The organism is Planotetraspora phitsanulokensis (assembly GCF_016863295.1).
Classification (GTDB): domain Bacteria; phylum Actinomycetota; class Actinomycetes; order Streptosporangiales; family Streptosporangiaceae; genus Planotetraspora; species Planotetraspora phitsanulokensis.
Window position 1 is genome coordinate 531,477 of record NZ_BOOP01000003.1, and the last position, 14,555, is coordinate 546,031.

Genomic DNA, 14,555 nt, shown 5'->3' on the forward strand with positions numbered 1-14,555 from the left:
TTCGGCCGACCCTGTCACCGCCCCCGCCGACTTTCTTTCCTACTCCCCCGCCGGGTTTCCCGCCGGGCTCCACGCCTCCCCTACATCTGTGTCCGCCCGACTGCGCGCCGATGCCCACGGTCAAGATCGCAGGGGCGGGCGACAGTTATACAAGTGGTGAAGGCGCGACCTGGGACCACAAGTACGTGACATTCCCGGACGGCTCCGAGGACTTCCGGCATCAGAGCGGCTACGCTCCACTCGCTCTCGCGTGGGACTACCTGCAATCGGCCCGCTATGGAGGCCAGTACACGGTCCAGCCTGATGTGATCAGCCACACCTGGGGCACCGGCAACAGCGATCGCTTCATCTTCAACGCCTCGTCGGGCGCCAAGGTCAGCCACCTGACGGACGTGCAGTTCGAAGACGAGAGTCACCCCGACATCACCGAGGTGCGGAACGTGTCTCAGCTCTCGGGCGTTCCCCGGGACCTCGACATCTTCTACTTCGGGCTCGGCGGCAACGACGCCGAATTCGGGCCGCTGATGAGGATGGTGCTGATAGGCCACTACTCCACCGCGACGGCCGGCAACTACGTAAACAGACGCAAAGCTCAGGCGCGCCTCGTCCACTACAAGGTGCAGCAGCTGATGGAGGACATGCCGCAGGTCTCGGCGAACATCGAGCAGGGCCTGGTGAACGTGATGAACGCCACGGATCACGCGGAGATCGTCGCCGCGCTCTACCCGTTGGCAGTCAAGCCGTCAGGCAACGTCGATCACAATCAGATCGGCGGCCTGGCCATGGACGAGATCTATCCGTTCGTCGTCGCGGTGAACAAGGCGATCACGGATGCGGTTGACCGGTTCCGCGCGAGGTTCCCGCAGAGAAAGGTTCACGTGTTCGACCCGAACACGGCGGGGCCGAACGGCACCAGCGTGGTGAGCGGTCACGAGGTCGGCCAACCGGATTCATACTTCAACGGAGTGATTTCCCGGTTCGGGCTCTTGGCAAGGGGCAAGATCTTCAACGCGCTTCAGGAGAGTTTCCACCCCAACGAGTTCGGTGCGGTGGCGATCGGCCGGGCGCTGGCGAACTGGATGGCTGGCAAGTTCCCGTCCCTCTTCCCGAACGGACCCGACTTCAACCGCGTCATCACCAACCCGCGAGCCTCCGTTGACGACCCGGAGGCCGACCAGCAACTTGAGGAATGGGCAAGCACCAACCTCGGCAAGCTGTGTGACGGGGAATCCATCGACAGCATCTGCCACTTCATAGGCCCGGACGGTCAGCTGACGATCCCGCTTGAGGTGTTGCTGAACCCGATCCCGCTGGAGCCGATTCCGGGAGCTCCGAGGGTCGTCGGCCCCCGGGGCAGCGGGGGCGGCGGGTCGAGCGGCGGGCCAGCGCCATCGAGCTGGATTCCGGCCACCTACAGCAGCGCGCCGTCCGGCGTCCCGGGCCCCGGCGGCATCACGAACACACCCACGGGGGACCCCTGCGATCTCATCGTGAAAACAGCGGAGCCGGGCCTGCAGGTGGCCGTCTCCACGTCCACGCTGAGCGGCGGCGTCCTGCGAGAACCCATGGATATCACCTATGTCCACTTCTTGACTACCGATAAGGCCGACCCGTGTATCAAGGGTGAGAAGATCGACCCGGAGAAGCTCCGGGAGCAAGCAGAGGCGTGGTTGAACGGCGGTCCGCTGCCGTAATGATCAGCACCGGACGACGCCGTTGATCGCAACCGCCGGGCGGGCGTGCACCGCCCGGCGGCCCCGGATCACCGACAGCGCCGACGGGTCTCACTCGGCGGGCGGGAGACCGTCCAGGCTCGCCAGCCGCCGGGTCAGCGCCACCCGGGAGCGCACGTCGTACTTGTTGAAGATGCGGGCGACGTGGGTTTCCACCGTCTTCTGACTGACCTGGAGGTGCTCGGCCACCTCCCGGTTGGTCAGCCCTTGGCTGACCAGTTCGGCCACCTGGCGTTCCCGCGCCGTGAGCACCGGCGGCCCGGCGGTGCTCCGTGCCGCGTGCCGGGGACCCTGCGCGGCCAGCCGGCGCTCCACCCTGGCCAGTTGACCGGCGAGCCAGTCCGCGCCCGACCCCCTGTAGGCGGCCTTGGCCTGGGCGATCTCGGTGCGGCACTGCGCCACGTCCCCCATGCGGCCGTGGATGTCGGCGAGCAACTGGTGCGCCAGACCACGTTCGACGGTGGCGCCGCTCTCGGTGAACCGCTCGGCGGCGATCCAGGCCGCCGCCACGGCGCCGCCCAGGTCGCCGCATTGGCACAACGCGCGGGCGCGGGCGTCGTAGGCGGCGCCGAGGTGATACGCCGGGCCGCCGCCGCCGGCGGCGACCGCCGCGGCCGACCGGGTGAGCGCGGTACCGACGTCGCCGTCGGCACCGGCGCGGATCGACTGCACCGCCAGCCGTTCCACCTCGGTGTCGCGGGACAGGGCCGGGGGCAGCGGCGGCACGTGACCCGCCCCGCTACGGCCGGCGGCGAGCCGGACCCGCACCACGGACACATGCGCCATCGCCAGCCACCAGGCCGAACCCGGAGCGGCGTCGGCGAGCCGGTCGGCGAGCGCCATGGCTGGGCGCACGCCGTGCCGCCACAGCACCGGCAACAGCATGACGCACTGGGCCATCGCCAGGGTCTCGCTGCTCTGGATGTAGTCGGAGGCCGCGGCGGCGTGCTCCGCGACGTCGATGGCCTCCTCCAGCCGTCCGCCGCGGGCCTTGTGGTGGGCCTGGGCGATCAGCAGGTACGGCATGTCGTTGCTGCGACCGGACATCGTCGCCAGGTCGATGCCCCGGGCCAGATGGCGCTCCGCGTCGTCGGGCCGCTGGAGACTGGTCTCGCCCCAAGAGAGCGGCGCGACGAGTTCCACGTGCGTCGACAGGGCGGTGTCCGGCGCGCTGTCCATCAGCCACCCGGCTCGCCTGCTGTGCGAACGCGCCGCCGCGACGTCGCCGTCCTGCAGGCAGGCCAGGGCCAGCAGGGCGTACGCGGCGGCGCCGAGCGTGGAGTCGGCCGTCTTCGACAGGATTTCGATGGCTTCGAGCGCATGCCGGCGCGCGCCGCCGGGGTCCGCCCGCAACACGGCCACGGCGGCCAGCTCTAACAGGAGCGGGGCCCGCACCCGCAGGTCCTGCCCGGCCCGGCGGGCCTGCGCGCTCAACAGGGCCCGCGCCTCGTCGAGCCGGCCGAGCAGCCGCGAGATCACGGAGGAGAAGGCCACCGCCTCGGTGGCCACGTCGTGCGGCAGGTGGATGACCTCGTGCAGGATTCGCCGGCCCTCGGTCAGCGACCTCACCGCGGTGCCCCGCGCCAGCCAGGTGAGCAGGTGGCCGCGATACGGCACGAGGTCCTCGCGTTCCGGCAGCACCCGTAGGGCGTCACGCAGCAATCGCACTGCGGTCGCCGGGGCCGAGCCCACGTACGCGATGCCCGCGTCGCCCAGCGTCCTGGCGGCCTCCTCGTCACCGTGCTCGGCGCACCGCTCGGTGTGGTGGGCCAGCAACGCCAGCGACCCGTCGTTGCGGCGCAGGTAGCCGGCGACCCGGGCATGGGCGGAGATGCGCCAGCCAGGCCCGCACGTGTCGTACGCGGCGGCGCGTACGAGTGGGTGGCGGAACACGAACCGGGCGCCCGCCAGCGCGCCGAGCCCCTGCCTGCAGAGCTCGTCCACGGCGGCGGCGGCCGTCCCGGCGTCGAGTTCCGCGACGTGGGCGATGACGACGAGCGAGGCCAGCTCGCCGGCGACCGCCGCCGCGTGGGCCGCCCGCCGGCCGGTCGGGGTGAGCCGGTCCAGCTCCCGGCGCAGCACCGCAAGCAACGTCTGCTCGAGGGCGAGCGCCGCCCCGGGCCGGCCGTCGGCCAGTTCCGTCAGTGTGTGGTCGTCGGCGTCCAGTAGCGACCGCAGGAACAGCGGATTGCCGCCGCTGACCCGGAACATCAACCGTCCCCGGTGCGGGTCCACCTCGGACGGCAGCAGCGCGGCCACCGCGTTCGCGTCGAGCGGGTGCAGGCTCAGCCGGGTGACGCGCGGATCCTGCCGGGCGAGGGCGTCGCCCACCACGGCCGGGATCATGGCCGACCGGCAGGCGATGGCCAGCAGGAACCCGCCGGCCGGCGGGCGGCGGAGCAGGAACTCGGTCAGTTCGAGCGACGACGCGTCCGCCCAGTGCAGGTCGTCGAGCGTCAGTACGGTGCCGCGGTCGGCGGCCAGGTGGGACAGGAGCGCTCGGATGCCTCGATAGGTGTGGTAGCGATCCAACCGGCCTTGAGTCGTGTCGGTCGTCTCGCCCGTCATCAACAAGGTGCGCAGCGCCGCCTCGGCGAAATCACCGGGCCGAGTGCCGGTCGGCGCCGCACCCGGGGCGCCGTACTCGTCGGACAGGCGGGTGAAGGCGTCCACGTACATGCCGAACGGGACGAGGCTCTCGAACTCGGTGGCGCTGCCGGCGAGCACAGTACGCCCGGCGGCGTGCGCCCGCTCGACCAGGTATTCCAGCAGCCGCGTCTTGCCCATGCCCGGCTCGCCGTCGATGAGGACCAGGCGGCATTCGCCGGCCGCCGCGCCCGCGACCGCCGCGTCGATGCGGGCGAGCTCGTCGGCCCGCCCGACCGGCTCGGGCCGGGACAGCCAGACGGATCCCGATCCTGCCGGCCCACCATCGGACATGGAACCCCCGGTTCGTCCGGCGATCACACCGGCTGCCGGAGCGCAAGTCGGCGAACACGCCAGGACCCAGTCGCACGATCTACGTCGCGATGATCATACAGATCGGGATCGAAGTCCATGGCGGCCGGGTCGCCCGCGGGAGCCGACAATCAGGATGACCGGGTTGCCGGGCGTGGAGCGCGAACAGCGCCTGACGCCACTGCCACCGCGGCTGCATGTGCCGTCCAGTCGCATCTCCGCTACCCAGGCTTCGGATGAAATGGGTGCATTTCGAATAACCCGTGGCTAATCACGGTGAAGGTCGACTCCGGAGCCTCGATCCACAGGCCGGGCAGGTCACGCAGGGGTTCGGACACAAGGACCCGTGCGTCGCCGGACAGCTCCGCACGCATGAACACCTCGGGGTGCAGGTCCCGGAGACACTGTGTGGTGGTGCTGTGGAAGAGTGATCGCGAACGACGCTCGGTGGAGTAGCGAAACGCCCACAGCCGCTCGCCGTCCGATGTGGCCACCGTCATCTGGACCGGGCGCTCCACGCCGTGCGCCCGTCCCGTCTCCTCCACGAATCCGACCATCCGCTCCACCGCGCCCGGCGGGTCCTCGCGCAGCCCGAACGTCAGCGCCAAGAAGAACATGACCTCCGAATCCGTGGACCCCTCGATCGCCGGAAACAGCTCCGGTTCGACGGCCAGTACGAGGTCGCGTTTGAGCCGGCCGAATTGGGAGATCGCGCCGTTGTGCATCCACAGCCAGTTGCCGTGGCGGAACGGATGGCAGTTCGTCTGCTGTACGGCAGTCCCGGACGACGCGCGCACGTGGGCCATGAACAACGGCGACCGGACGTGGCGCGCGAGTTCGCGCAGGTTCCGGTCGCCCCAGGCGGGCTTGGTGTCCTTGAACACCGCGGGCGGCACCTCGACGTCGTCGTAGTAGCCGACCCCGAACCCGTCGCCGTTGACCGTCTCCGCGCCGAGTCTGGCGTGGAGACTTTGGTGAATCAGCGAATGCTCCGGCTCGTAGAGCAGCGTCTCCAGATTGATCGGCGAGCCGGAATAGGCGAGCCAGCGGCACATATGTGCTGTTTACCCCCGAAAGTCACGCGCGGAACTGGGCCCGACTCCCTGACCGGCGCCTGGCGTGGGCGGCGGCCTCGGGGGTATTCGGGGTTACGGCATGTTGGTCGCGTCAGGTGCTCTCTATCGGATCGGAGGCCTGCCCGCCGTTCTCCTCGTGCGAGGCCTTGTGTTGTGAGGCCGGCACCACGATCTGTTCGGTGTCCTTGTTACGAGTCACCCAGAGGTAGGCCAGCGCGCCGATGAACAGCACGATCGAGGTCCACTGGTTGATCCGCAGCCCCAGGAGCGTCACCGCGTGGTCCACCCCGCCGACCGGGTCGATCCGCAGCCCCTCGATCCAGAACCGCCCGAACGTGTAGCCGGCGACATAGAGGGCGAACAGGCGGCCGTGGCGCAGCGTGAACCGCCTGCCGGCCAGGATCAGTCCGAAACCGAGCGCCGCGTCCCACAGCGACTCGTACAGGAACGTCGGGTGGTAGAGCACTCCTGGCTCGCCGCCGTGCGCCTGGTCGATCTCCAGGCCCCACGGCAACGTGGTCGGACTGCCGTAAAGCTCCTGGTTGAACCAGTTGCCCCAGCGGGCGATCGCCTGCCCGAACGCGATGCCGGGCGCGACCGTGTCGGCCACGGCGCCCAGAGACAGCCCCCGGCGACGGCAGGCGAGCCACATGCCCACGCCTCCCAGGGCGACCGCGCCCCAGATGCTGAGCCCGCCTTCCCAGATGAACAGCGCCCGGTAGGGCTCCTTGATCGCGCGCGGGCCGAAGTAGGTCTGCCAGTCGGTGATGACGTGGTAGAGGCGAGCGCCGATCAGGCCGAAGATCACTGCGGGGACCGCGATGTCGCTGATCGTGCCCTTCTCGCCGCCGCGGGCGCGCCAGCGGCGCTCGCTGAGCCAGGTGCCGAAGACGATCGCGAGGAGGAAGCACAATGCGTAGGCGCGGATCGGGATGAATCCGAGATACCAGACCCCTTCGGAAGGGCTGGGAATCGAGGCAAGGGCCATGCCGGTGAGGCTAGCCAACGTGAGGCCACTTGGCCGCCTTCGTGGCCTGAGCTCGCCGCGCCATGCTCGGACTGCACTGCGGCGAGATAGATCCAGGCGGCGACCGAGGCATGGCGGGTTCCAAGGCCATCCTGCATATCGTTGCGGCATGAATACTCCGGCGACAGAAGTCGACATCGACGACGACCTTGTTGACCGTTTGATTCGCGCGCAGCACCCGGATCTGGCGGGACCGCTCGTCCTCGTTGCCAACGGCTGGGACAACGTCATCTATCGCCTTGGTTCGGACCTGTCCGTACGGCTGCCGCGCCGGCAGGTGGCCGTCGACCTCATCGTCAACGAGCAACGCTGGTTGCCGGTCCTGGCCGAGCAGGTCGAAGTCTCGCTGCCCATACCCATCAGGACTGGCGAACCCGGCGAGGGCTACCCATGGCCATGGACGATCGCACCCTGGTTCGAAGGCCGTACGGTCGCCGACGTGCCGCCGTCCGAACGCTCCGGCATCGCCGTCCCGCTGGCTGAGTTCATGACAGACCTCCACCGGCCTGCACCGCCTGGTGCACCGCATAACCCCGTCCGTGGCGTCCCTCTCGCCTACCGTGACGAAGCGGTTCGGCAACGCCTCCAGTTCATTTCCCGATCAGCTGAGCTCCTGCCCCTCTGGGAGAAGTCGGCGGCCCTCCGCCCCTGGCAAGGTCCCCCGCTCTGGCTCCACGGCGACCCGCACCCGGGGAACCTCTTGCTCAACGGGGAAGGGCTGGTGGCTGTTCTTGACTTCGGTGACCTCACCAGCGGCGATCCCGCCACCGATCTGGCCGCCGCGTGGCTGGTGTTCGACGAGAACGCCCGTGAGGTATTCCGATCACACGTGGACGCCGATGAAGTGACCTGGGAGCGTGCACGGGGCTGGGCCCTCGCCTTGGGCACTGCTCTGGCCGCCCACTCGGCCGATAATCCCAGCATGGCGGCTATCGGAAGGCATGTCCTTGACCAGGTGCTTCTTACCTAGAGGCTGTCGCTGGTCGGGTTTTGTCCGGTGGTATGAGAGGAGGGTCGGGCGACCCGACCCTCCTGCTCGATTTCCTCGTTGGGTCTATTTGTGCTTGGGGACGTACAGCTTGATCGAGTCGATCGTCGCGCTGCCCTCACCGGCGTCGGTGTAGGGGTCGCCGATCACGGGGAAGTCGGGGTAACCCGAGCCGGCCGGCCACTGGTCCGGCCACTCCTGGCGGTTGTAGACGCCGTTCTGTACAAGAGTGCCGTTGTAGCTGCCGTCGTACTGATCGGGCGTGTTGTTGTAGTGCCAGATGGGCACGTTGTCGACGACGAAGTCCCGGTGGAAGCGGATCGTCCGGTACCCGCCGTGCAGGAACGTTCCGGTGACCTCTTCGGTGTAGCCGGTCTTGTCCCGCTCGACGGCGAAGACGTAGTCGCTGTTCGGCATGAGTTCGGGGACCATCTCCGCCGCCGCGGACGGCGACACCGGCTCGGCCACGCCGCCGGAACAGGTGGTCATGAACCACTGCGAGTTACCGGTGATTCCGCCCTTGCCGGGCTTGTAGTTCGGCATGCCGTTGATCCACATGTCGATGATGTTGTTGGTGCTGTCGCGGATCGGGTAGTACGTGTTGGTCGTCGGGTCACAGATGCGCCCACCGGTTCCCGTGCCGATCCGGTCGGGGTGCTGGGCGAACGAGTCCATGAGGATCTTCCGCCGGTAGTGCCAGAAGTGCAGGTTCGCCGGCTTCGGGTTGGAGAAGTCGACGATGCCGAGCAGGTGGAAGGCGTTGTATCCGAAGGGACCATTCGTCACGCTCTGCCAGTCACACGGATTTGTCGTGATCTGGCTGTTCCACCCCTTGGTTCCGATGCCCTCCGCGTACGGGAACTGCGTCTTGCATTCGCCGGCGACTGGCGTGTACCCGTTCTCCTTGCCGTCGTAGGAGATGCTGCCGTTGCGCTCTCCGCCGAAGTCGAGCGTCTTGAGGCGGTACTCGAGACGGTATTCGGGTGGCAGCTTCTGCGTGGTGGTGATCAGCGCGCCGTCGTAGGAATCCGGCGAATTGATCTTAAGAACGTTGCCGGCCTTCGCCTTCTCGGTCGAGATCGTCGGCGGCCGTTCCGGAGTGCCGTTCTTGTCCCAGTCGCGGGCCGACAATGAGGCGGTCAGCCAGCCGTCCTTGCCGAATTGCACGTCCTTGCGGTATGTCGCGAAGCTGTTCAGCGCCGCTTGCATGGCGGGGCCGTAGTCGTTCTTCCACCAGTCCCCGTAGTCGTCCATGATCGTGTCGACGGGCTGGTCACCGGTCCAGCGGATCCACGGACTCGAGTCCGTGTTCAGGTCCTTCTCGCGGCCCTGGAAGTCCTCCGAGTACTTCAGTTGCCAGCTGGCGGGGGTAGCCGCCGGCCCGCCGTCCGGCATGGCCGCGGTGGCCGGGACGCTCATGCCCGGGATCGCCGCCGCCGCGGCGACGAGTCCGGCGATACCGATCCTCACTGTTCGCTTACTACGCACTGCATCTCCTAGAAATTCTGCTTGTTGTCGTGCAACCGCAGGTTCAGATGCTTGCCTTGCTCAGTGCCCGTTCCGCCGTACCGCTGCCGGCGCAGTGACCGCTGCCCCGGTTCCGGCACAACCGTTGGAACGCGCCCTTCTGGATGTGCTCCTGCGCGTTCTCCTTGGTGATCTGTGGCGACTCGACCACCGTGTCCTTCTCCACCTCCTTGTGGTCAGAGCACCTCGATGGCCCGGTCAAGCCAGAGGCGGCCGATCTGGTCGGCGCTGTTCACCCTGGTGACGACGTAGATCCAGATGATGCGTCGCCGCCGCGGGGCGACCCCGATCAGGTGCCGGACTCGGCCGTGAGCAGGGTGGTGCCGTGGGCGTCGGTGAGTACGAGCCGGGCCTGCGCGCTGGGTGTGACCTTGCCCTTGAGCTTGACCGCGGTGTTCGCCGTACCGGTGAAGGTGCTCTCGTCCAGCGTCTTGCCGGTCGTGGCGTCGACCAGGGTCGCGCGCAGCTTCTGCCCGATCGCGGTCGAGAACAGTCGGCCGGTGACGTTGCCCGACGCGTCCACCTTGACGTCCGCGGCGCCGTTGGCGTTCGCGTTGGTGACGTCGCCGAGGTCCATCGTCGGCAGGAACGTCTCCGTCCACGACAGGGTCTGCCCGGCCTTGAGCGTGGCGGGGCTGAAGAACTTCATGGACACACCGGCCCACAGCTCGATGTAGGGGCGGGCCGAGTTGCCCTTGCTGTAGATGTTGGTGTCGAAGGAGCCGTTCTGGCCCCACTCCCAGAACTTCATGCCGGGGGTCTTGGTGTTGTCGCCGACCCGGATGACGCCCTCGTCGTTCTCGTGGTTGACGACGCCCCACCAATTGCCCTGCTGCATGGTGGCCAGGTCCTGGCCGTAGGCGATGCCCGAATTGGTCCAGTTGGACATCTGCTTGAGCTTGTCCAGCTTGAGCAGGCCGGAGCCGGCGGGACCGGCGGGCTGTTCGACGCTCTCCATCCACTTGTAGCCCGGGTCGCGGTAGACCGTCTTGACCGGCGAGACGACCGACATCGTCGGGGATCCCGAGTTCGACGGGGCGCCCGGCGCGAGCGTCGTGCACGTCCAGTACTCGTACTGCTTGTCCTCCGCGTTCGGGTTGTTCAGGCTGACCGCCATGTCGACGGTCGGCTTGCGCGCGTCCACGGAGTAGGTGACGGACGTCTTGATGCCGGTGGCGCCGTGCACGTACTTGGACGGCTTGAACGGGTAGTCGACGTCGTCGGTCTTGGTCATGGTGACCGAGAACCTGCCGTTACTCTGGTCGATCTTGTAGTCCCACGGCACATTCCAGTACTTGCCGTGCTCGGCTTCGGTGAGCGTCGGGAACACACCGCCGTACACCATCAGCCAGTTCTGGTAGAACGGCGAGTTGCCGGGGGTCCCGGGCGCCGCGCTGGAGAACCCGTACGGGGTGCCGACGGGGTTGGTGTAGAGCAGATCGTGCCCGGTCGGCTTGTAGATGATCGAGAGGAGACGGCCGCCGTAGCTGGGCGCGAACGTCGCCTTGATGTACTTGTTCTCCACCTCGATGGTCTTGATGGTCTGCCCGACCACCTTGTTGGCCACACCGTCCGACCGGACGGACACACCGTCGTCGCTGACCTTGTAGTCGTAGCGCTCGAAGACGGTGGTGGCGTGTGTGTTGACCTTGAGGTAATCCGGGCCGTTCGAGTTGAAGCCGGCACCCGGCGAGGTGAAGTGCCTCGGGGCCTCGACGGACACGGACGCCGTGCTCGTGCTGGCGGTGCCGGTGACGTCGGTGACAGCCCCTTGGGCCAGCGCCACCCTGCCGCGCGCGCCGGCCCTGAGGGTCTGCCCGCTGTCCAGCTTGATCACGAGGGTGGAGGCGTCAGGGAAGTACGCCGCGTCGTCGCGCAGTGCCTGGCTTACGTCACGGCCCGAGGTGGTGGTGAGGCCGGTGAAGCGCAGCAGTCCGCGGACCTGATCGGCCGTGACATTGGTGCCGCTCACGCCGGTCTTGGTCTCCTTCACCTCGAGGTCGCCGGCCTTGGCGATCCGGTGGCTGAACCGGACCTCGATCGTGTCGCCGGACGCCCCGACCTCGACACCGGCGATCTGCGGAGCCGCGTAGGCGCCTCCGCCGCCCGCGACGGTCGCGACGACCTCGGCGGTGGCCGGTCCCGCGTTCGTCGTCAGTCTCAGGCCGGCGCCGAGAGCCAACCGGTAAGAGGCGTCGCCGTTCAGGTCGGCGCCGAAGTACAGCCGATAGCCGCGCTGGCTGGTCCCGGCGAGGCTTTCCACGTACACCGGGTGGACGGACGAGTCGCCACTCGTGAGCGTGATGTTCGATCCGGTGTAGACGCCGACAGGCATCCCCGACCAGACCGTCCCGGCGAACGTGACGTCGACCGTGCGCGAGTCCACCTGCTCGGCGGACGAGACGGCTGCGAGCGCGGCGTCCTGGGAGGTCCCGCGGAACTTGGACTGCTTCGTCGACGAGCCGGGCAGCACGCCGCCGTCCGCGGACCGGAAGAACAGGTCGCCGAGCTTGTCGCTTCCGCCGTCGAACCACAGCTCGTAGGTGTGGCCGTCCAGCGTGGCACCGGCACCCAGCACCACCCTCAGTGTCCGGTGGTCAGGGGTGTCCACGGGACGGACGGTCGTGCCCGCGATCTGCGAGAGCGGCCGACCGTCGAGCGCCGCGTCCGCGCCGCCGGCGACGCCGCCGCCGACCTTGATGTACTGGACCGCGTACGCCGAGTTGGCTGCGGTGAACTGCAGGATGTCCGGCCCGAGCGCCTTGTTGAAGGTGATGTCGATCGACTTGTCGTCGACCGAGGACACCTTGCTGACGCGCAGCGAGGGCTGCTCCGAATGCTGGGACTGGGCCAGCACCGGCTGCGGCAGCGACACGACCGTGCCGGCCGCCGTGGTCAAAGCCAGCGCCACGGCGAGGGCCGCGCCGCGCGGGCGCGCCCGGTTAAACTGACTGTTCATGTTGTCCTCTCCCAGGAGGGGTGGTCCCGGAGCCCGGTGTGCAGACCGGGCTCCGGTGGCTTTTTCGGCCGACTTCTTCGGGATATGGAGTGACCTCCGCGTCCGTCCTCGTGCGTGGGATGGGCGGGAAGCACGACGGCAAGCCTTCTGCCGACCGCGTCCGCTGAAGAAGTGCGAGCTAGGGGATACGGATCAGGGCCGACGGTTCGGTAGAAGGCGGCCAGTGAACGGAGAGTTCGGCGGCGGTCAGGCGGATTCGCTGGAGGACAGCTGTGGCTCGACGTCCGGGGACGCACCTGCCCGAACCCGCGCGACCTCCTCCGCGCTCGGATAGGACCTGGCGCAGCCGGGCCACCGGCACGACAGCGCCCCAGCGATCACGGCCGACTCGAGCGCGTCGGGCGGTGCAGTCCCGGCGAGCCGTAGGGCCAGGTAGGCGCCGGCCAGCGCGTCGCCGGCGCCCGCAGTGTCGACGACCACGACCTGTGGCGCCACGACGCGATGGATCCCACCGTCGGTCAGCACCACCGCCCCGGCCGGGCCGTCGGTCAGCACGATCTCCTGCGGCCCCTCCCCCAGCGCGGACCTGATCCGGTCGGGATGGTCCGTGTCGAGCATCGCGCGAGCGTCCTCGCTGGACAGGATCACGATGTCGGCGGCGCGGGCGAACGCGAGGTTCCGGTCGGTGTCGGGGCGCAGCATCAGGCGGTGGTTGACGCAGAAGGTCACCGTGACGCCACTGTCGCGGGCCAGTTCGGCCGCCCGCTCGGCAGCCAGGGCGGCACTGCTGGAGATCGCCAGCGAGATCCCGCTGACGTGCAGCGCCCCGGCGTCCTCCAGCAGGCGCCCGTCCACGTCCGCCGGGCTGAGCCGCGTCGCCGCCGAGCCGGACCGGTAGTAGCCGAAGGTGTGCCCGCCGTGCCGCACCGCGTTGACGTACATTCCGGTGGGAGCGGACGGATCGACGGTGACCCGGTCGACGTCCAGGTGCGCGCGCCGCCAGAAGTCCAGCAGCAGGCGGCCCGGGGTGTCCGCGCCAAGGCGGGTCAGCAGCCTGGCTCGGGTGCCCATCCGGGCCGCCATGACGGCCACGTTGGCGACGTCACCCCCGAAACCCCGGCCGAGGTAGTCGGAGGGAAGGTCGTCACGCACGCCCACCTCCAGCAGCCCCTCGCCCACGGCGACGAGGACGGGCGTCCCTTCGCTGCTCGCGGGGTCGGTGTGGTCTTGGATCACGCCGGCTTCCTCACTCCCGATATCGGTACGGCACAACGGCGGACGGATCAGAAGATGCTGTCCGGGTTGCTGTACCGGTCCACGTTGTCCTTGGTGACCACCGGTGCCTCCAAGGGGGTGTCCTTGCTGGGTTCGGCGCCCGCGAGCACCGCCATCATCCGGTCCAGGCCCGCGCGGCCGATCGTGTCGGCGTTGTTGACCGCGGTGGCGGCGTAGTTCGAGCCGCTCTCGATGGCGGCCAACGCCTCCTTCTGGCCGTCGGCGGCGACGAGGAACATCTCGTCGGTCCGCCCGGCGTCGGAGATCGCCTTCTGGGCGCCCAGGCACATCGCGTCGTTCTCACAGAACACGGCGTCGATGTGCTGGTTCTTGGCGAGAAGGTTCTCCATCACCTTCAGACCGCCGTCGGAGCTCCACCCCCCGAAGTCCGGGGCGGTCACGACCGTGATACCGGGCGACTGCTTGACCACGCCGAGCAGGCCGTTCGTTCGGTCCAGACCGATGGTGTTGTCGGCCGGGCCGCCCGTGATGACGGCGAGAGTGCCGTTGCCCTTCAGCCGATCGGCGATGTACTGGCCGTCGCCCTGCCCGATCTGGGTGTTGTTAGGACCGATCCAGCTGGTGTACTGGCCGCCGGCGAACTTGCGGTCCACCAAGATCGACGGGACGTTCTTCTGCTCGATCGCGTTCATCGCGGCGGGCGCGGCGTTCAGCGGACCGCCGGAGATGATGATCCCGTCCACCTTCTGCGTCAGCAGGTCGTTGACGTTCGTGGTCAGCTTGGCCGCGTCCCCCTGGGCGTCCGTGCTGATCACCTTGACGTTGCTGTAGGTCTTGGCCTCGGTCTCGATGGCCTTGGCCATCGCGATGAAGTACGGCGCCTGGAGGCTGTAGTTCGCGATGCCGATGGTCAGGGTCTTCTTCGCGGCGCCTCCGCCGTTGTCAGCTCCGCTGGCATCGGAGCCTCCGCACGCTGCGAGCGACAGTGCGAGCGCGCCCACGAGAACACATCCGGCAATCTTCTTCATGGTTCTTCCTTCAAGGTGGGATG

General features: G+C 68.4%; 10 protein-coding genes. 2 read left to right on the top strand and 8 right to left on the bottom strand.

What is annotated here, in order from left to right:
* Positions 1-110: 110 nt before the first annotated feature.
* Positions 111-1,694 carry an SGNH/GDSL hydrolase family protein gene (locus Pph01_RS05395; protein ID WP_204071798.1) on the top strand — a complete coding sequence of 528 codons (1,584 nt, stop codon included), beginning with the start codon at positions 111-113 and terminating at the stop codon, positions 1,692-1,694.
* 90 nt (positions 1,695-1,784) lie between these two features.
* Here Pph01_RS05395 and Pph01_RS05400 read toward each other — a convergent pair whose 3' ends face one another.
* From Pph01_RS05400 to lgt, 3 genes are all read right to left on the bottom strand, one after another.
* Entirely contained in the window at positions 1,785-4,673 is a 2,889-nt protein-coding gene (locus Pph01_RS05400) for a helix-turn-helix transcriptional regulator (RefSeq protein ID WP_204071799.1), read from the bottom strand.
* A 239-nt stretch (positions 4,674-4,912) separates the two neighbouring features.
* Entirely contained in the window at positions 4,913-5,746 is an 834-nt protein-coding gene (locus Pph01_RS05405; protein WP_204071800.1) for a class II glutamine amidotransferase, read from the bottom strand.
* 112 nt (positions 5,747-5,858) lie between these two features.
* Positions 5,859-6,755 carry a prolipoprotein diacylglyceryl transferase gene (lgt, locus tag Pph01_RS05410; protein ID WP_204071801.1) on the bottom strand — a complete coding sequence of 299 codons (897 nt, stop codon included), beginning with the start codon at positions 6,753-6,755 and terminating at the stop codon, positions 5,859-5,861.
* Between the two features lie 148 nt (positions 6,756-6,903).
* Here lgt and Pph01_RS05415 point away from each other — a divergent pair, with 148 nt between their 5' ends.
* Positions 6,904-7,764, top strand: coding sequence for an aminoglycoside phosphotransferase family protein (locus Pph01_RS05415; protein ID WP_204071802.1), 861 nt, complete (start codon positions 6,904-6,906; stop codon positions 7,762-7,764).
* An 84-nt stretch (positions 7,765-7,848) separates the two neighbouring features.
* Here the strand turns inward: Pph01_RS05415 and Pph01_RS05420 are convergent, their stop codons facing one another.
* The 5 genes from Pph01_RS05420 to Pph01_RS05440 form a co-directional block, all read right to left on the bottom strand.
* Positions 7,849-9,252, bottom strand: a complete 1,404-nt coding sequence (locus Pph01_RS05420) for a hypothetical protein (protein WP_204071803.1) — start codon at positions 9,250-9,252, stop codon at positions 7,849-7,851.
* Positions 9,253-9,313: 61 nt separating this feature from the next.
* A complete protein-coding gene (locus tag Pph01_RS05425; RefSeq protein ID WP_204071804.1) occupies positions 9,314-9,475 on the bottom strand; it encodes a hypothetical protein in 162 nt (53 codons plus the stop codon).
* 123 nt (positions 9,476-9,598) lie between these two features.
* Positions 9,599-12,268 carry a DUF5107 domain-containing protein gene (locus Pph01_RS05430; RefSeq protein ID WP_204071805.1) on the bottom strand — a complete coding sequence of 890 codons (2,670 nt, stop codon included), beginning with the start codon at positions 12,266-12,268 and terminating at the stop codon, positions 9,599-9,601.
* A 246-nt stretch (positions 12,269-12,514) separates the two neighbouring features.
* Complete coding sequence (locus Pph01_RS05435) at positions 12,515-13,504, bottom strand: PfkB family carbohydrate kinase (protein WP_204071806.1); 990 nt, start codon at positions 13,502-13,504, stop codon at positions 12,515-12,517.
* Positions 13,505-13,551: 47 nt separating this feature from the next.
* Positions 13,552-14,532, bottom strand: a complete 981-nt coding sequence (locus Pph01_RS05440) for a substrate-binding domain-containing protein (protein WP_204071807.1) — start codon at positions 14,530-14,532, stop codon at positions 13,552-13,554.
* Positions 14,533-14,555: the final 23 nt, after the last annotated feature.

Excerpts from the sequence above, each read along its gene's own strand:
- Pph01_RS05395 (WP_204071798.1), top strand. The coding sequence starts at position 111 with ATGCCCACGGTCAAGATCGCAGGGGCGGGCGACAGTTATACAAGTGGT.
- Pph01_RS05400 (WP_204071799.1), bottom strand. The coding sequence starts at position 4,673 with ATGTCCGATGGTGGGCCGGCAGGATCGGGATCCGTCTGGCTGTCCCGG.
- Pph01_RS05405 (WP_204071800.1), bottom strand. The coding sequence starts at position 5,746 with ATGTGCCGCTGGCTCGCCTATTCCGGCTCGCCGATCAATCTGGAGACG.
- lgt (WP_204071801.1), bottom strand. The coding sequence starts at position 6,755 with ATGGCCCTTGCCTCGATTCCCAGCCCTTCCGAAGGGGTCTGGTATCTC.
- Pph01_RS05415 (WP_204071802.1), top strand. The coding sequence starts at position 6,904 with ATGAATACTCCGGCGACAGAAGTCGACATCGACGACGACCTTGTTGAC.
- Pph01_RS05430 (WP_204071805.1), bottom strand. The coding sequence starts at position 12,268 with ATGAACAGTCAGTTTAACCGGGCGCGCCCGCGCGGCGCGGCCCTCGCC.
- Pph01_RS05440 (WP_204071807.1), bottom strand. The coding sequence starts at position 14,532 with ATGAAGAAGATTGCCGGATGTGTTCTCGTGGGCGCGCTCGCACTGTCG.